14 protein-coding genes are annotated in these 17,341 nt (G+C 65.9%); 6 read left to right on the forward strand and 8 right to left on the reverse strand.

From position 1 onward, the window contains the following. Positions 1-20: 20 nt before the first annotated feature. From AB2N08_RS06310 to astA, 6 genes are all read right to left on the reverse strand, one after another. Positions 21-2,231, reverse strand: coding sequence for a prolyl oligopeptidase family serine peptidase (locus tag AB2N08_RS06310; RefSeq protein ID WP_367609778.1), 2,211 nt, complete (start codon positions 2,229-2,231; stop codon positions 21-23). Then, a complete protein-coding gene (locus tag AB2N08_RS06315) occupies positions 2,228-3,862 on the reverse strand; it encodes an alpha/beta hydrolase fold domain-containing protein (protein ID WP_367609779.1) in 1,635 nt (544 codons plus the stop codon). The genes AB2N08_RS06310 and AB2N08_RS06315 overlap by 4 nt, the downstream gene beginning before the upstream one ends. 24 nt (positions 3,863-3,886) lie before the next feature. Further along, entirely contained in the window at positions 3,887-5,293 is a 1,407-nt protein-coding gene (locus AB2N08_RS06320) for an amidase family protein (protein WP_367609780.1), read from the reverse strand. 26 nt (positions 5,294-5,319) lie between these two features. Continuing rightward, a complete protein-coding gene (locus AB2N08_RS06325) occupies positions 5,320-6,801 on the reverse strand; it encodes an amino acid permease (protein ID WP_367609781.1) in 1,482 nt (493 codons plus the stop codon). An 8-nt stretch (positions 6,802-6,809) separates the two neighbouring features. Next, positions 6,810-9,023, reverse strand: coding sequence for a TonB-dependent receptor (locus AB2N08_RS06330; protein ID WP_367609782.1), 2,214 nt, complete (start codon positions 9,021-9,023; stop codon positions 6,810-6,812). A 281-nt stretch (positions 9,024-9,304) separates the two neighbouring features. Beyond that, the gene (astA, locus tag AB2N08_RS06335) at positions 9,305-10,360 is read right to left on the reverse strand and encodes an arginine N-succinyltransferase (RefSeq protein ID WP_367609783.1); all 1,056 of its coding nucleotides are present in this window, start codon (positions 10,358-10,360) and stop codon (positions 9,305-9,307) included. 346 nt (positions 10,361-10,706) lie between these two features. Here astA and AB2N08_RS06340 point away from each other — a divergent pair, with 346 nt between their 5' ends. Continuing rightward, on the forward strand, positions 10,707-11,267 hold the full coding sequence (locus AB2N08_RS06340; protein WP_367609784.1) for an Lrp/AsnC family transcriptional regulator: 561 nt from the start codon (positions 10,707-10,709) through the stop codon (positions 11,265-11,267). 17 nt (positions 11,268-11,284) lie between these two features. Here AB2N08_RS06340 and AB2N08_RS06345 read toward each other — a convergent pair whose 3' ends face one another. Further along, positions 11,285-11,698, reverse strand: a complete 414-nt coding sequence (locus AB2N08_RS06345) for a VOC family protein (protein WP_367609785.1) — start codon at positions 11,696-11,698, stop codon at positions 11,285-11,287. Between the two features lie 75 nt (positions 11,699-11,773). On the opposite strand from AB2N08_RS06345, the gene AB2N08_RS06350 reads away from it, so the two are divergent. The 3 genes from AB2N08_RS06350 (at position 11,774) to AB2N08_RS06360 (ending at position 14,728) form a co-directional block, all read left to right on the forward strand. After that, complete coding sequence (locus AB2N08_RS06350) at positions 11,774-12,457, forward strand: helix-turn-helix transcriptional regulator (RefSeq protein WP_367609786.1); 684 nt, start codon at positions 11,774-11,776, stop codon at positions 12,455-12,457. A gap of 66 nt (positions 12,458-12,523) precedes the next feature. After that, on the forward strand, positions 12,524-14,233 hold the full coding sequence (locus tag AB2N08_RS06355) for a PQQ-dependent sugar dehydrogenase (RefSeq protein ID WP_367609787.1): 1,710 nt from the start codon (positions 12,524-12,526) through the stop codon (positions 14,231-14,233). A 63-nt stretch (positions 14,234-14,296) separates the two neighbouring features. After that, positions 14,297-14,728 carry a hypothetical protein gene (locus AB2N08_RS06360; protein WP_367609788.1) on the forward strand — a complete coding sequence of 144 codons (432 nt, stop codon included), beginning with the start codon at positions 14,297-14,299 and terminating at the stop codon, positions 14,726-14,728. Positions 14,729-15,242: 514 nt separating this feature from the next. Here AB2N08_RS06360 and AB2N08_RS06365 read toward each other — a convergent pair. Continuing rightward, the gene (locus tag AB2N08_RS06365) at positions 15,243-16,253 is read right to left on the reverse strand and encodes a hypothetical protein (RefSeq protein ID WP_367609789.1); all 1,011 of its coding nucleotides are present in this window, start codon (positions 16,251-16,253) and stop codon (positions 15,243-15,245) included. A 7-nt stretch (positions 16,254-16,260) separates the two neighbouring features. Here AB2N08_RS06365 and AB2N08_RS06370 point away from each other — a divergent pair, with 7 nt between their 5' ends. Then, positions 16,261-16,686 (forward strand): histone, encoded by a 426-nt coding sequence (locus AB2N08_RS06370; RefSeq protein ID WP_367609790.1) that lies wholly within the window; start codon positions 16,261-16,263, stop codon positions 16,684-16,686. A gap of 115 nt (positions 16,687-16,801) precedes the next feature. Then, a complete protein-coding gene (locus tag AB2N08_RS06375) occupies positions 16,802-17,332 on the forward strand; it encodes a YggT family protein (protein WP_367609791.1) in 531 nt (176 codons plus the stop codon). The last annotated feature ends 9 nt before the right edge of the window (positions 17,333-17,341 follow it).

Consider the following 17,341-nt stretch of genomic DNA (forward strand, 5'->3'; position numbering starts at 1 on the left):
GTGCCAAGGCTGTCCGTGAATTACGCCGCCTGCGGCCCCTGCGGCACCACGCCCCAGCGCTTCTCTGCTGACCACATGGCAAAGCCCATGAACGCAGCCTGCTGCGTCCGATGCGCACCGGCCCCCGGATCACCGCCATGCCCCGCATGCAGCAGGGTACGCGACAGGATCGGGTTGCCCGCCGTGGTGAGACCACGCGCCTTGACCGCAAACTTGAGCGGCTCCCAGAACGCGACGCGGTCGTCGGCCACGCTGCCCACCGCCAGCAAGGCGGGATACGCGGCCTGTTGCAGATGGTCGTACGGCGAATAGGTCGCCATGTACGCGTGGTCTTCCGGCACGCGCGGATCGCCCCAGATCGGGAACGGCGTCATGCCCAGCGGGTGGATGTCGAAGTGTTCGATGGTCGTGAGCACGTCCAGGAACGGCATCTGCGCGATCACGCCGGCCCACAGGTCGGGGCGCATCGTGTAGATCGCGCCCATCAACAGGCCCCCGGCCGAGTAGCCGTGCGCGACGATGCGGCCTTTACTCGTGTAGCCGCCGGCGATGAGTCCCTCAGCACTGGCAATGAAGTCGGTGAAGGTTTTCTTCTTGCCGTGCTTGAGCACCGAGCGCCACCAGTCGGTGCCGCGTTCGGCGCCGCCGCGCACGTGGGCGGTGGCGTAGATCCAGCCCTGGTCCACCAGCGCCACGGCGCTCGATGAGAACTCGGCATCGATCGTCACGCCGTACGAGCCGTACCCGTACAGGAACAGCGGGGCGCTGCCGTCGAGCTTCTGGCCCTTGCGCATCAACACCGTCACTGGCACCATCGCGCCGTCGTCGGCCTTGGCCGAGAAGCGCCGCACGTCGTAGCGTTCGCGGTCGAACGTGGTCGAAATGAGCTTGGCGGCGTTTGGCGTTGACTTGGCGCTGGCCAGGTCCAGCATGAACGCGGCGCGCGGTGTGCGCGGCGACTGATACCCGAACGTCATGGTCGGCGAGGTCCAGCCCTGGCCGGGCGGCACGCTCACGGCGTACGCCGCCTCATCGAACGCGATCTCGCGCTCCTTGCCGTCCGGCGTCATGACCACGAGGCGTGGCAGCGCGTCGCGCCATTCTTCGCGCACGAGATGGTCCTTGAACGGGTGCACGGCGGCGATGAAGCGGCCCGCCTGGTGCGCGACGAATGACTGCCAGCTGGCGCGGCCAGGCTGGCCGGCGCCCGCCGTCATCAGCTTGAAGTCGATCGCGTCGTCGGCGTCGGTCAGGATCAACAGCTTGCCGTTCCATTCGTCGACGTCGTAGCGCAGGCCCTGCGTGCGCGGCTGCACGACGAACGGCTCGGCGGTCGGGCGGTCCATCGGCACCAGGCGCACCTCGGTCAGGTCGCCATTGAACATCTTGATGGCGACGTAGCCGCCGGCGGCCGTGGTACGCATGCTGATGAAGAAGGCCGGGTCTTTTTCTTCGTAGATCAGCGTGTCGCCAGGCTTGCCGATTTCGCGGCGGAAGATCGTCGATGGACGGCCCTTGTCGCTGCGGCCCAGCCAGTACAGGTAGGTGCCATCAGGGGAGAACGCGAAGCCGCTGTGGCCATTGGTGATGTCCGACACCAGCAGCTTGCCGCTGGCGATGTCGCGCACAAAAATGGCGAAGATGCCCGAGCCGGTCTGGTCGACCGACCAGCCGAACAGGCGCCCGTCCTGGCTGTGTTGCGGCGCGATCCAGCCGATCTTGTAGTGCTTCTTGCCCTTGGCTTCCAGCTCGACGTCGAGCAGCACCTGCTCGGCGCCACCCTTGACGGGCCGGCGCAGGTACACCGGATAGTCGCTGCCGCTGCGGGTGCGCTCGAAGTAGAGGTAGTCGCCGCTACGGATCTCCACCGGTGCACCGCCGATCGCGTCGAGCGCTTCCATGCGCGCGATCAGCGTTTTTTGCAGCGGCACCGACGGCGCGAGCATCGCGTCGGTGTAGTCGTTTTCGAGCTTGACGGCGGCCTTGATCGGCGCGTCCAGCGCATCGGGCGCGCGCAGCACTGCGTGCCAGTCCTTTGGCTGGAACCAGCCGTAATCGTCCATGCGTGAGTAACCGAGGCCGGCGACATCCGTCGGCACGCGGCGGTGCTGCGGCGGCAGCGGCCATGGGCGCGCGGCCTTGTTGGCGGCGGCGCTCAGCGCCAGCGCCGGGCTCAAGGCGCCAGCGGCGAGCAACCCGGTGCGGAAAATGAATTGGCGGCGGTCGGTCATGCGGCGTCCCTGGCGGTTGCGGTTGAAGAAAAGTGCAGCGTCTCGCGCAGCCAATTGGCGCCGTCGAGAATGGCGCCGGCAGCGACCGTGGACACTTCCATGGCTTCGATGAAGCTGTGCGGGGCGCCAGGATATACCTTGACCTTGACGGGAACGTTCGCTTCCAGGAAGCGCCCGGCCATCAACAGGTTCTGCTCGGCCAGCACGTCGCATTCGGCGATCACGAGGAACACCGGCGGCAGGCCGCGCAGGTCGGCCAGCACGGCCACGGCGTACGGGTCGCGCCGATCCGCGACCGAGCCGATGTAGTTGGCCCAGAATTCGTCGACTTCGTCGGACGTGAGCATGTCGTCCGGCGTGCCGTAACGCTGGCGCGCGCTTGGGGACGGGTCGGGCGAGAAGCCGCCGTAGATGCTCAGCACCGCCTTGATGGCGTCCGGCTCACCGGCGTCGCGCAGCTTGAGCACCGCGCCCATCGACAGGCTGCCGCCGGCCGAGTCGCCGCCCAGTGCCAGGCGTTCGGTATCGATATTCAATCCGGCGCCGTGCTGGCGCAGCCAGCGCACCGTGCCGACCACCTGGTTCAGCGCGACCGGATAGCGCGCCTCCGGCGCCAGCGCGTAATCGACGCCGATGACCGTCATGCCGCTTTTTTCGGCGTACTCGCGCATCAGGCGGTCGTGCGTGTCGATGCTGAACAGCGCCCAGCCGCCGCCGTGCATATAGACCAGCGCCGGCTTGACGGTGCCCGGGGCCGGATCGTAGAAGCGCAGGCGCACCGGGCCGGCTTCGGTGTCGGCCATGCGTTCGGTGACGCTGGCGATGACCGGGCCGCCGGCCTGCCATGGCAGGCGCGATTGCTCGGCCACGATGCGTTTGCCCGGCCAGTCGAGCGTGCGGCCGGCGGTCAGCGCGCGGCCGGCATCGCGCACATTGTCGATGAAGCGCATGATGTCCGGATCGAGGGTCGATGGCGGCGGCACCGTTGCCACGTTGGTGACGGCGGCGTCGCGCGTCGAGAAGCGGCGCATCCAGTCGGCCAGTTCCTGGCCATTCGTCAGATCCAGGCCGCGCACGATGTCGGCGAACACGTCGTCCCGCTCGTCCTGGCCCAGTTTGAAGCGGCTGGCCACGCCCAGGATGCGGGCGCGAAAGCCGACGATGCCGCCGGCCAGCTTGTGATAGCGCGCGCCCATGTCTTCCAGGTGCCAGGCGCCCGGGCGCCCGTCTTCCATGTCGTCGACCAGGCCGCGTAAAAGGGCTTCAGCGTCGTCGGGTGTGTCGCAGATCTCGACCTCGATGTCGAAGGCGGCGCTGGCGTGGTTCCAGGTCGGCGCCTGGGTGCGGTCGTCAAACCACGACGGCGAAATATACCCTTGTGGGCCGATCAGCAGCACGGTCGCGCGCGGCGCCGCCTGCAGCTGGCGCCACTGGTCGTTATTGCGGCTGAAGTGGCCGAGCAGGCGCACCGGCTGGCCGGCGTCGTCGCATTCGAGCTGCAAAGGCAGCACGGTCGCTGTCAGGCTGCCTGCGAGGTTGCCGGCAGCACCGGAGACGATCCAGGCCAGCGGCTGGCTGCGCACCAGGTCGGCCAGGTCGCGGGGACTACGGGAAGAAAACTTGTCGCTCATTGCATGTACTCTTCATCAGGTTGGTCAGCGGGCGACCGACAGGGCCGGCCAGCGCGCATGCCATGGCAGCGCCGCTTCGAGTTCGTAGGCCAGCGCCAGCAGCATGTCTTCCTGGCCGCGATCGGCGGCGAACATGCTGCCGATCGGCAGCCCGGCGCTGTTGGTGAACAGCGGCAGCGAGATGGCGGGCGTGCCGGCCATGTTCTGTAGCGGCGTGTAGGCGATCCATTCGAACATCGTCTCCATCAGGGTATCGACGGGCACTGACGGGCCATACGTGCCGAGGACCGGCGCCGGCGTGGACGCCACCGGCGACAGGATCACGTCGTACTGTTGGTGGAACGCTGAAAATTGCGCCGGCAGGTTGGCCAGCTGGCGGTAGGCCGCTTCCAGCGCCGTGGTCGGCAGCGTTTCGGCGCGCCGGCCCAGGCCCAGCGTCCAAGGTTCGATCAGGTCTTCGAGGCGGCGCCCGCCGCTGACGGCGCGCACGGCATCGACGCAATCGGCGCCAAGGTGCGTCCACAGGTCTTCGAACGCGCGCAAAAAGGCGGCGCCGTCGATCGGCCAGCCGACTTTTTCAACATGGTGGCCGAGCGAGGCGCACAGGTCGGCGCTCGCGCGGATTGCCTGCGCGACGTCGGCATCCGGCGCAGCGCCGTTCAAGCCATGTTCGATGACGGCGATGCGCAGGCGCCGCGTGGCCGCGCCTTGCACCATCGGGCGATTTGCTTGCAGGTGGGTGGCGGCGAAGGCCCAGGCGGTGTCGCGCACGCTGCGCGACATCAGGCTGTCGCCCACCAGCAGGTCTTCGACGTTGTGGCGCGAGCGCACGCGCACGGTGCTGTCGCGGCCTGGTTTCAGGCCGACCACGCCGCAGCATGACGCCGGCAGGCGAATCGAGCCGCCGCCGTCGCTGCCTTGCGCCAGCGGCACCAGGCCGGCGGCGATCGCAGCGCCGGCACCGCCGCTCGAGCCGCCCGGCGAGTGCGTCGGCAGCCACGGATTGACGGTGATCGGCCCGGCCAGCGGCTCGGTCGAACCGAGCAGGCCGAATTCGGGCATGGACGACTTGGCCACCGCCACCAGGCCGGCCGCGTCCAGGCGCTGCGTGAACGGGTAGCCGCTGGCGGCCAGCGCGCCACTGCGGCTGCGCGAGCACGAACGGGTGGGCATGCCGGGATAGTCGAGCGAATCCTTCGGCATCCACGGGACGCCGAACATCGCACCGCCGCCCGTGAGACTGGCCGCCAGGGCGCGTGCATTGTCCGCCGCAATATGGCTGGTGGCGCGCAGTTGCGGGTCGAGCGCTTCGATGCGCATCAGCGCCGCTTCGGTCAGTGCGGCGGCATCGAGTTCGCCTTTGCTTACCAGGTTCGCCTGGTCATGGGCGTCCAGGCGCCCCAACGCGAAGGCGTCAGTGAGAGTCAGCATACGAGGACGTTCCTTAAGTTGAGAAATCAGGTGTGTGAAGGCGTCGCGAAACGGCGCGCGCGCGGGCGGCCATAAAACAGATAGAGCGAGATACCGATGGCGGCATACACGCCGAGCAGGATGCTCGAGAGCCAGTCGCCGCGCCTGGCCTGGCCGATGATGTCGAGCGCCACCGGCATCGTCATGACGAAGCTGGTGACGATTGCCAGCACTGGCACCACGCCGAACCAGATGCCGCCAATGCGCACGCCGCCGAACGGCACGCGGAAGCGCCGCTCCAGATGCGGCTGGGTATTGCGCATGTGGATCAGGCTGACGGCGACCATGGCGAACATGAAGGCCACGCCGAACGAGATCAGGTCGGCCATGACCGAGATCGGCAGCAGCGCCGCGCTGACGGCTGCAATTGCGGCCAGCACCAGGTTGCCCTTGGCCAGGCTATGGCGCGATGGGTGGACCCATGAGAACAGCTTGGGCAGGTAGCCGTCGCGCGACATCGCGTAGCACACCCGCGAGTGGCCGAAGGCATTGGCCAGCAAGACCGAAGCCAGGCCGGCCAGGGCGCCGACCTTGATCAGGATGGCAAACGCCGGCATGCCGATGCGGTCGACCGCCAGGGCGATCGGGTCGGGCACGCCCAGTTCGCGGAACGGCACCAGGCCCGTGAGCACGAAAGCGCTGAGCACATACAAGAGCGTGCAGACGGCGAGCGAGCCGAGGATGCCGATCGGGACGTCGCGCTGCGGCGTGCGCGTTTCGGCGGCGGCGGTGGAGACGGTCTCGAAGCCGAGGAAGGCGAAGAACAGCAGCGACGCGCCGCGTGCGACGCCTTCCCAGCCGTAGGTGAAGCCGCCTTCGTTGGGCGGCACGAATGGGGCCCAGTTGGATGGATCGACGGCGACGGCGCCGACCAGGATGAAGCTCACCAGCACGGCGACCTTCAGCACCACCAGCAGGGTGCTGACGATCGAGTAGCGCGACATGCCCAGCGCCGCGATGCCGCCGGCGCACAGCACGGCCAGCGCCGCGATCAGGTTGAAGCCACTGCCGAGCGACAGCACATGCTTGCCGCTCTCGAGGCTGGAGACGACCAGGGGCGTCGATAGCGCCGCCGGTAGCTGGACGCCGAAGTCGCCCAGCAGGCTGCCCAGGTAGCCGGCAAAGCCGACCGCCAGCAGCGAGGCGGCCACGCTGTATTCGAGGAACAGCAGCCAGCCCAGCGACCAGGCCGGCCCGCCGCCGAGCGTGCGGCGGCAGTAGGTGTAGGCCGAGCCGGATTCGGGCATGCTCGATGCCAGTTCGGCGTAGCACAGGGCCACGAGAAGGCAGGCGAAGCCGGCGATCGCGAACGAGATCGTCACCGCCGGACCGGCATACCGGGCCGCGGCGGTGCCGGTCATGACGTACACGCCGGCGCCCAGGATATTGGCAATGCCGAGGACCAGGAGCCCTCCCCAGCCAAGGCTGGGACGCAGGCCGGATGCGCCCGATGCGCCGGATGTCGTCATGACGGAACTCACAGGCGCCAGTGCAGGCGCACGCCCGCGGTACGTGGACGGATCACGAATTCCTGTTGACCGAACAGGTCTTCGTTCCCATAGCTCATGGTGACGCCGCGTTTATCGGCGATGTTATTGACGAACAAGCTGACCTCCAGATTATCGAACCACATGGCATAGCGCGCGTCGAAGCTGGAAAAGCCATTGATGCGTTGATCTGGCTGCTGCAGGTTCGCCGGCGCGTCGGACAGGTACCGGCCGCTGAGGGTGAGACTTGGCGTGTACGCGTTGTTCCAGCGATAGCTCACCGAGCTCGATACCTGATGTTTCGATGCGCCCGGCAGTTGCTGGCCGCTGCGCAGCGGTACCGATGCTTCAAGCAAGTCCTGCGCCAGCTTGGCATCGAGGAACGTGTAGTTCAGGCTCAGGTCAAGGTTGTCGGTGGCGCGGTAGCTGCCCGAGAATTCGGCGCCGCGGATGCGCGCCTTGCCGGCGTTGGTGCCGTAGGTGAAACCGTCGGGCCGGAACAGGCGCACCTGCAGGTCGTCCCAGTCGATGTAGAACACCGAGGCGTCGAGCTTCAGGCGGCGGCCCAGCAGGGCGGTCTTGACGCCCGCTTCGTAGTTGCGCAGCGAGTCGCTGTTCCAGCCGGCTGGCGTGTCGAAACCGGCCAGCGGGAAGATGCTGTTCGGATTACCAAAGCGGTAGCCTTCCGAGATCACCGAATACAGCAGCAGGTCCGGATTGGCCTTGTAGCTCAGCGAGACCTTCGGCGAGAAGCCGTCTTCGGCCTGGCGGCCCATCGGCGTGATTTGCGGTGTGCCGAACAGCGCGCCGTAGCGATAGTCGTCGTTCGTCACTTCGGTGTCGAACCAGCGCCCGCCCAGGGTCAGCTTCCAGGCGCCCAGATTGGCCGAGGCTTCGCCGAACACAGCTTTCTCGTTGCCCCAGATATTCCCGTAACCCCAGTAATAGTAGTCGCCGCGTACCAGGTCGGCGCCCACTTGCGGCACCAATACCGCGTTCGCGCCCGGCGCCGACAGGTCTTCGTCGAAGCGCTTGCTGGTCTTCTGGTACGACGCGCCGATCAGCCATTCGAACATGCCGCCGGTGGGCGATGCCATGCGTAGCTCGTAGTTGCGGGTGTCGCTCTCGCCCAGCTGGCGGAACAGCTGCGGGTCGCTGGTGCCCAGGTAACCGCCGTAGTACGGCGTGTAGTCGAAGTGCAGGGTCTGCGTCTTCTTGTTCTGCGCGGCGATGGCGGTCAGCTTGGCGAAGCCGAAGTCGTGATCGAGGCGCGCGCTGTGCAGCGCGAAGTTCAGGTCGAACCTGGTCGGCAGCGAGGTCGAACGTTCGAGTTCGCCGTAGCGCGTCATGCGGTACGACGCGTCGTCGGCGTCCGAGTCCTGCCACAGGCTCAGCCAGCTCAGTTTCGTGTGGGCGCCCGGGGTCCAGACCACCGACACGCGGCCGTCTTCGACCTTGTTGTCGTTGCTGCCCTTGCGGTTGATGCCGATATTGTCCAGATAGCCCGGCATCTCGCGGCGGCTGACGACGAAACGCGCCGCCAGTTCATCCTTGATCAGCGGGACGTTGAGCATGGCCTTGCCGGTATAGCCGATGCTCTTGGTATTTTTGGTGGTGCTCAGCGACGTTTCGACGGCGGCGTCGACGCCGCCGGCATCGGCTTCCTTGGCCACGTAGTTGATCGCGCCGCCCAGCGACGAGGCGCCGTACAGCGTGCCTTGCGGGCCGCGCAGCACTTCGACGCGGCTCACATCGAAGGTGTCGATGTCGGGAATCGACACCGCGTAACCGGGCTCGCTCAGCGGAATCTCGTTGATGTAGTAGCCGGTCGGGCCCTGGCCCTGGTCCAGGCCTGCGGTGGTGCCCACGCCGCGGATGACGGCGGTGGAGTTGCCGCTTGGGCCGGCGTTGAAGACGACGCCCGGCAGCTTGCCCAGGTAGTCTGCATACGATTGCGCGCCCATCCTGGTCAGGTCGGTGCCGCTCATGACGCTGGCGCCGCCGGCGATGTTCGCGACGCTCTGTCCGCGTTTGCCGACCACCACGACTTCTTCGACCGGCGCGCTCGCGGCGGGGGCCTTGTCCGTGCCCGGGGCCGGGGCAGCGGTGGAGGTTTGTGCGTGGGCCTGACCGGCGAACAGGCTCAGGGGCAGCGCCAGCGAACAGGCAGTGTGACGCAGCAGTGCAGAAGATCTTGGTTTCATTCCAGGTGACTTTCCGTAGCAGTGGGGCAGCGTGTTGGGAAGGGCGGCTCCAGCTCTCATGCGGCTGAATGCCGGTGTTGCAATGCCGTTCCACTGTAGGGTCAATCGCAGCGGTTAGTCCATCCTCCCCGGCGCTACCCAGCATCACCTATGTCATTGAGTTGTAATGCCTTTTTTATCGCGAACAGCAGATTCGCCGCATCCGGCCACCCCATAAACGCAGAACCGGCGCGATTGGACCGTTGAAATACGCAGTTCCTGCACCACGGGGGAAAATCGCCTTAGCTCATGCGTGCGCCAAACTGAGGCGCGGGGGGCGATGCGGCCATGCGCAGCACGCGAATGGTGCAGCCGGTGTCGCATTGCAGTGCATGCTGTTCGGCGCGCGTCAAACGCAGCGCGCCGTCGGTCGCCGCAGCGCCGGTCGCAATCACCCGGAAACCACTCGCGCGCGTGGTGCAGGCCAGTGACTGTCCGTCGCCACCGGGCCGCTCGAGCGGCTCGCCCAGGCGCACCTGCACGCTTTCGCGCGTGGCGCGCAGCGACGCGGCGTCGGCCAGCAGCACGGGGCCGCCGTCGAAGATGTCGATGTACTGGCTGGCCTGCAGGCCTTCCTGTTCCAGCAGGCGCCGCGCCGGCGCGGTGTCGACGTGGGTCTGGCCGATCACCGCGCGCGCGGCCTCGGACAGCAGGCAGGTATAGATCGGATAGCGTGGCATCAGTTCGGCGATGTAGCTCTTGCCGCCGGGCTGGCACAGATCGTCGGCGCGGTCGAAATCCATGCCGAAGAATGTGCGGCCGATGCTTTCCCAGAACGGCGAGACGCCTTGTTCGTCCTGGAATCCGCGCATCTCGGCGAACACGGTGCGCGCACACAGGTGCGGGAACTGGGTGATGAACAGGAGGCGGCTTTTCGAGAGCAGCTTGCCGTTGCCGCCGCGGCGGTAGTCCGGGTGCAGGAACAGCGAGCAGAGTTCGGCGCAGCCGGTCAGGTCGTGCGACAGGTACAGCACCTCGTGCTTGACGTAGACGTCGGCGGCGGCGGCCGACTGCACCAGCGTGCCGCGGCGGTAGTTGTAGAACGGTTCATCCAGGCCCACCGCGCCCTTGATCGCGGCGATGCCGGCCACGCGGCCGTTGGCGCAATCTTCGAGGATGAAGACGTAGTCGCGCTGTTCGAGCGGGACGGTTTGCAGGAACGAGGCCTGCGCCAGCGCGAGACGTTCGCCCAGGGCTTCGCGGTTGGCCTTGAGCGTGGTCATGCCGGCGCCCGCCGCTTCGGCCAGGGCCAGCACGCCATCGAGGTCGGACGGGCGCGCGGTGCGCACGACTAGCATGATGCACCTGGCCAGCGCTGGAGGTGGGTAGGGACGTGGGGCAGCATGCCGGACTCCGTGGTTGTTGGCAGAGACGAAAAGGGTAGGGTGAAACCGGCTGTCCGTCCAATCGCCGCAGGCGTCCTCAAGAATTTGCAGGTGCTTGATTTGACATGGTATTTTATCGAGTGCGCGCAAGTTTCACGCCGTCGCCAGGGGTATTTAAGGCCGATTCCAGCGGTATCGCCCCGCGATTTCGGCAGTTCCTGCACCTTGCAATGGGCATGGATCTTGCACTCGGCAGTAGAGCGGCGCTGCCGGCTGCATGAAGCCGATGACGCGCACGCCACCAGGAGCGTTACCCGACATGACCCAGAAAGACATCGACCGCATCGATCGCAAGATCATGGACCTGCTGCAGCAGGATGCGCGCGTGACCAACCAGGCGCTGGCCGACCGCGTCGCGCTTTCGCCCAGCGCCTGCCTGCGCCGCGTGCGCGACCTCGAAGACCGCGGCTTCATCAAGGCCTATCGGGCGCAGATCGCCGTCGACAAGATCCAGAACGTGCTGATCGTGATGGCGCAGGTGTCGTTCGAGCGTCATACCCTGAGCGACTTCGGTTCGTTCGACGACTGCATCGCCGGCCTGCCCGAGATCGTCGAATCGTGCCGCGTCAGCGGTTTGTACGACTACATGCTGCGCGCGGTCGTCGACGACATGCAGGAATGGAAGCGCGTGATGCTCATCCTGCTCAATGGCGGCTACGGCGTCGAGAAGATCGTGTCGCATTTTTTGATGGACGAGATGAAGTCGTTCAGCGGCTACCAGCTGATCAAGGAGCCGGCCAGGGATGCGAAGAAGCCGGCGCGCGTGCGCGAGGCAAGCGAGCCGGCGATCGAACACGCGCCGCAGATTACGGCGCGCTGATCCGGAGAGTCAAGCCGTCAAGCCGTCATCACGTCGACCACCCACACGACGCCGAACCGGTCCTTCAGCATGCCGTACAGCGGCGACCAGCCGGACGGCGCCAGATCATGCACGACGGCCGCGCCGTCGGCCAGCTTGCCCCACAAGTCCGTGATTTCTTCTTGCGTGTCGCCGCGCAGGGACACGTAGAACGCATTTTCTCCCTGCTGCCACGGCGCGCCGCTGGCGACATCAAAGGCCATGATGCGAAAGCCGTTGGGCGCCTCGACCTGGCCCCAGACGATCAGGTCGAGGTCGAGCGGATTGGCCGTGCGGCCCGCATCCTGGTACGTGAACTGCAGCAGCTGGCCGCCAAAGACGCTTTGGTAGAAGGCCAGCGCGGCGCGCGCCTGGCCCTGGAAGTTGAGGTGGGTGGTCGTTTGTACGGACATGAATAACTCCTTGTGTTGGTTGAGAAGACAGGTGCTACGATAGCAATCCCTCCTGTCACTTCCTGTCAGTTGCCAATGTCCCGTCCGAACCGCCTGTTTCACCTGCTAGATGCCTTGCGTCGCCTGCCGTCACCGGTCACGGCAGCGCAGTTGGCGCACGCTACCGGCGTCTCGGTGCGCTCGGTCTACCGCGACATCGAGACGCTGCGCGCGGGCGGGGCCGATATCGGCGGCGAGCGCGGGTTCGGCTATACCCTGGTCGACGACGGCACGCTCCGTCCGCGCACGTTCAGCCGCATCGAGATCGAGGCGCTCACGCTGGGCCTGGGCGAAGTGCGGCAGATGGGCGACCCGGCGCTGGCGCTGGCGGCCGACGCGGTGCTGGCCAAGGTGGCGGCGACCTTGCCGTCGCTCGGCCAGCAGCATCTGCTGCATGCGGTGTCGCAGGTCCACCGCTTTGGCCAGCGCTTTACCAGCCTGCCCGACATGGCCACGATCCGCACCTGCTGCTGGCGCGAAGAAGCGTTGGCGATCGATTACCGCGACCGCCATGGCGCCCTCAGCACGCGCACCATCTGGCCGCTGGCCATCGTCTACCTCGACGGCATGCTGGTCGTGCTGGCGCGTTGCTGCCTGCGCGACGACTTTCGTATGTTCCGCGCCGAGCGCATCGCCGCGCTGGCGCCGACCGGTGCGACATTCCGGCCACGGCGGGCGGCGCTGCTGCGCGACTACCGGGCCATTCTCGACGCCAGGTAATTACGTACACAGACGATCGGTGTTGACCTATGATGACGATTTTTCACGTCCAACCAGGAGACACCTTTGCACGCCAACTCCCTGTCGCTCGCCCTCACGTTTGCCGGCCTGGCGATGGTATCTGTCGCCCAGGCTGCGCCCAAGGCTGCGCCCAACGTCGCCGCCGGCCGCACCATCTTCCAGAACAACTGCGCCAGTTGCCACACGGTCGACGCCGCGCTGGCGCCGCTGGCCGGTCCCGGCCTGTTCGGCGTCGTTGGCCGCAAGGCGGCGGGCGTGGCGGGGTTCAACTATTCGGCGGCGCTGGCCAAGGCCGGCGCGGCAGGCACGAACTGGACGCGCGCCGAACTCGATGTGTTCCTGCTCGATCCTGCCAAACGCGTGCCCGGCACCACGATGCCGGTCGGCTTGCCGGACGCGACCATGCGCGGCGCGCTGATCGACTACCTGGCCAGCCTGCAGGGCGCTGCCACCGCGCCAGTTGCCGCACAAGCTTCCGCACAGCCAGCAACCCGCAGCGGCTCCTGGACCGAGAACCAGCCCGGCAAGCTCTATCACATCAAGCCGACCGACCTGGCCGCGCCATTTGCCACCGACAGCGCCGGCAACAGCGCGCGCGTGCAGGCGCGCCCCAACGGCACGCTGCCGACCGTGATGCCGGGTTTTGCCGTCAGCGTGTTTGCGCAGGACGCCGACAAGCCGCGCGTGGCGCTGCGCGCGCCGAACGGCGACGTGTTCCTGGCGGCGACCGGCGCTGGCGCCATCAAGGTGCTGCGCTCGAAAAACGGCAAGAAGGCCGACAGCGCGGGCGTGTTCGCAACCGGCCTGGCGCGCCCGTACGGCATGGCGTTCTGGCCGTCCGGCGCCAATCCGCAGTACCTGTATGTTGCCGGCGTCAATTCGGTGGTGCGCATCCCGTACCGCAACGGCGACCTGACAGCGCGCGGTGAGCCTGAAATCATCGTGGCCGAACTGTCCGAGACCAGCGGCGGGCACACGACGCGCACGCTGGCATTCTCGAAGGACGACCGGACGTTATTGCTGTCAATCGGCTCGGCCACCAACGTCGCCGCCGACATCGGCCGCACGCCGCCGGCGCCGCTCGCGCAGTGGGAGCAGCAGCACGGCCTGGGCGCTGCCTGGGGCGTCGAGACCGACCGCGCCACCGTGATGGCGTTCGACCCGGACGGCAAGCACCGCCGCACGTTCGCGACGGGCCTGCGCAACTGCGTGGGCCTGCTGGTACTGCCGGCCACGGGCGACGTCATGTGCAATGTGAACGAGCGCGATGCACTGGGCGACAACCTGCCGCCGGATTACCTCACGCGCGTGAAGCAGGGCGGTTTCTACGGCTGGCCGTGGTACTACATCGGCGACAACGAAGACCCGCGCCTGGCCGGCCACCGGCCCGACCTGAAGGGCAAGACGATCGTGCCCGACGTGCTGCTGCAGGCCCACTCGGCGCCGCTGGGCATGGTGGCCTACCACGCGCCAAAGGGAGCGGCGAGCGCGTTCCCGAAAGAGTACGAGGGCGACGTGTTCGTCGCGCTGCACGGCTCGTGGAACCGGGGCGTGCGCACCGGCTACAAGGTCGTGCGCGTGTTCATGAAGAACGGCGTGCCCACCGGGCAGTACCAGGACTTCATGAGCGGCATGGTGGTCAGCGACCGCGATGTATGGGGCCGGCCGGCAGCGGTCGAGGTCGCGCGCGACGGCGCGCTGCTGGTGGTCGACGATGCCGGCGGCACGCTGTGGCGCGTGGCGCCCAAGCGCTGAAGAAATGTGCGCGAGCGGTAGCGCCTGCGCTACGATGGTCACTCCGCCACCCACTGGACGACCATGAACCCGACGACGATCACGCTGGCCCTCTGCTGCGCCGCCTTGCTCACCGGCTGCGCCGGCACGCCGCCCACGGCGTCCACGCCGACAAGGCCGACGCTGGTCCTGGAAGACTATATGGAAGGCGGGCCGCGGGACGCAGCGTGCGTGGCGCTGGACGAGCGCGCGCTCGCGCGGGGCCGGAACAGCGGCTTCAAGCTGGTGGCAAAGGAGATGACCGTCGCGGCCACGCCCGGCGCGTCGACCGAGGCGGCGCAGCGGCAGCTGGATTCCCGGGTGCCGCTTGGCAGCCATCCGGTGGACCGGATGGCGCGCCAACTCGACGGCACGTTTCACTCGTTATTCGTCAATTGCCAAACGCGCCTGGCTTATATTGCCAAAAGAGGCGGGGTCATCGACAGTATCTATTGGTTCGGGCCGTTCGATCTGTGAGTCGATTTAACGACGGGTTGAAATGGCGCGCTAATGGCCGCGCCGCATTGCAGAATCCCCGTCAATTCAGGCGCGCCGTGCCAATTCGGTTGATCATATCGCGCGACGTGTTTCAGATTCTCGGTTGCGCACACACAAAGAATGCACGTACTTTACGCGATTGAATTTGTCAAATCGAGAAGATGTGATATTGTCGCGGGCATCGGGCAAATCGATCGAATAATAGGGCGCTGAACCAAACAGTATGCACGGAAGCGAAGCGAAAAGAACAAGCCGCCTTGCCTGACCAATTGCTCAGGCAAGGCGGCTTTTTCTTTTCGCACCCGCAAGGGTAGCGATGTGACGACGCTGGAACAGTAACCTGTCGACGTTGGCTGAAGCGCTGCAACTGTGAGGAGTTGCAGCAGTTCAGCCGGTGCCGGATTCATTGGCGCATATCGATTGACGGTTTGCGCCGATGAATAACTCGCGGGTCAACAATGGCCGGGCGGGTTTTAAACCCTGAGCGTATTTCTCATCGCAGATGAAGGAGAATTAAAATGGCAACCGCTAAAAAAACAGTTGTAAAGGCAGCAGTGAAGAGCGCGCCTTCGTCCACGACGAAGTCGACCGCAAAGGCTGCAGCACCGAAACCAGTCGCGAAAAAAGCCGCGACCAAGACCACCACCAAGTCAGCAGCCAAGCCGGCAGCCAAGGCTGTGAGCAAGCCAGTGGCAAAAACCACGGCGAAACCTGTTGCAAAAAAAACCACGGCAACCAAAACCGCCGCGACCAAAACCACTGCCACCAAGGCACCGGTTAAATCGACCGCCAAGCCAGCAGCAAAGCCGGCAGTAAAGAAAGCCGTCGCTAAAACCGCAGCCAAGCCGGCCGCCAAGAAAGTCGCTGCAAAACCTGCCGCCAAGCCGGCAGCAAAGAAAGTCGCTGCTAAATCGGCTGTAAAGCCGGCAGCAAAGCCAGCCGCAAAGAAAGCAGCAGCCAAACCGGCGGCCAAGCCAGCAGCGAAGAAAGCTGCAGCGAAACCAGCAGCCAAGAAAGCGGCAGCGAAACCAGCGGCAAAGCCGGCAGCGAAGAAAGCAGCAGCCAAGCCAGCAGCTAAACCTGCAGCCAAGAAAACTGCAGCAAAGGCAGTTACCAAGCCAGCAACCAAGTCGGCAACCAAGTCGACCGCTAAATCGGCCACGAAGTCGGCAGCTAAATCGCCAGCCAAATCGACCGCTAAATCGGCAACCAAGCCGGCAGCAAAGAAAACCGCCGCCAAGCCAGTCGCTAAAACCACCAAAGCAGCAGCCAAGCCGGTCGCTAAAAAAGCCACCACCAGCAAAGCAGCCGCCAAACCGGTGGCCAAAAAAGCAGCCTCGACCAAAGCAACGGCAAAACCTGCGGCCAAAAAAGCAACCGTCACCAAAGCCGCCGCCAAACCGGCAGCCAAGAAAACGACTGTTACTAAAACCGCCGCCAAGCCAGTCGCGAAAAAAGCGACCGTGACCAAAACCGCGGCCAAACCAGCAGTGAAAAAAGCCACGCCAGCCGTGACCAAAGCTGCTGCGACCAAGACCGTTGCCGCCAAGCCTGCCGCTACCAAGACCGTTGCCAAGCCAGCTGCAACCAAAACCGTCGCCGCCAAGCCTGCCGCCACCAAGACCGTCACTACCAAGACTGTCGCGGCCAAGCCAGCTGTCGCCAAGCCGGTGGCTGCCAAGCCAGTCGTCGCCAAGCCGGAGGTGAAGGCCGACGTCAAAGCCGATACCAAGCCGGAAGTCAAAGCCGACGTGAAAGCCGACGCCAAGCCGGAAGCGAAGAAGCCAGCGGCCAAGAAGGCAGCAGCCAAGCCGGCAGCGACCGAAGCCAAAGCGGGCGAGACGCCTGCTGCAGCGCCGGCAGCGCCAGCGGCCACGCCTGCAAAGAGCGTGATCGCACCAACCGCCTGGCCGTTCCCGACCAGCAGCCGTCCGTAATTGCGAACGTCGTCCTGCTTGCGGCGCGCTTCAGGTGCGTGGCAGGCAGGGCACGCTTCAGGCACAATGCCGCTGTGTGATTCTTCGCACAGCGGTTTTTTTTTAAGGAGAGTCCGTGCTGTCCATTCTTCAGTTTATCGTCGATATCGTCGCAGGCCTGCTGGGCGGGGTGCTGTTGCTGCGCTTCTGGACGAATGCCATCCGCGTGCGCATGCCCGACCAGATTCGCCAGTTCGTCCACACGATCACCGACTGGCTGGTGATGCCGCTGCGGCGCGTGGTGCCCGGCACCCGCGGCTACGACTGGGCAAGCCTCATCGGCGCCTTCCTGGTGGTCCTCGTGGCCAGCACCGTGCTGCTGCTGGCCGGCGCCAGTGGCGAGATGATGCTCCTGTACGCGCTGCACCGCTTCCTGAACTGGATCCTGTACGGCTTCATGGCGCTGTTGATCATCGAAGCGATCTTCAGCTGGGTCAATCCGAATGCGCCGCTGGCGCCGTTCGTGCACGCCCTCAACCAGCCGCTGCTGCAACCGATCCGTAAAGTGGTCAAGCCGATCGGCGGCATGGACTTGTCGGTGCTGGTGGCGCTGGTGGTCATCCAGATCCTGCTGTTCGTGCTGCGCCAGGTGTTCGGGTACGCTTGAACATTGGTG

It is taken from the genome of Massilia aurea, from assembly GCF_040790145.1.
Taxonomy (GTDB): domain Bacteria; phylum Pseudomonadota; class Gammaproteobacteria; order Burkholderiales; family Burkholderiaceae_D; genus Telluria; species Telluria aurea_C.

Bases quoted from the DNA above. Each gene is read 5' to 3' on its own strand.
- AB2N08_RS06345 (WP_367609785.1), bottom strand. From the start codon at position 11,698: ATGTCCGTACAAACGACCACCCACCTCAACTTCCAGGGCCAGGCGCGC.
- AB2N08_RS06325 (WP_367609781.1), bottom strand. From the start codon at position 6,801: ATGACGACATCCGGCGCATCGGGCGCATCCGGCCTGCGTCCCAGCCTT.
- AB2N08_RS06360 (WP_367609788.1), top strand. From the start codon at position 14,297: ATGAACCCGACGACGATCACGCTGGCCCTCTGCTGCGCCGCCTTGCTC.
- astA (WP_367609783.1), bottom strand. From the start codon at position 10,360: ATGCTAGTCGTGCGCACCGCGCGCCCGTCCGACCTCGATGGCGTGCTG.
- AB2N08_RS06340 (WP_367609784.1), top strand. From the start codon at position 10,707: ATGACCCAGAAAGACATCGACCGCATCGATCGCAAGATCATGGACCTG.
- AB2N08_RS06350 (WP_367609786.1), top strand. From the start codon at position 11,774: ATGTCCCGTCCGAACCGCCTGTTTCACCTGCTAGATGCCTTGCGTCGC.
- AB2N08_RS06310 (WP_367609778.1), bottom strand. From the start codon at position 2,231: ATGACCGACCGCCGCCAATTCATTTTCCGCACCGGGTTGCTCGCCGCT.
- AB2N08_RS06320 (WP_367609780.1), bottom strand. From the start codon at position 5,293: ATGCTGACTCTCACTGACGCCTTCGCGTTGGGGCGCCTGGACGCCCAT.
- AB2N08_RS06330 (WP_367609782.1), bottom strand. From the start codon at position 9,023: ATGAAACCAAGATCTTCTGCACTGCTGCGTCACACTGCCTGTTCGCTG.
- AB2N08_RS06315 (WP_367609779.1), bottom strand. From the start codon at position 3,862: ATGAGCGACAAGTTTTCTTCCCGTAGTCCCCGCGACCTGGCCGACCTG.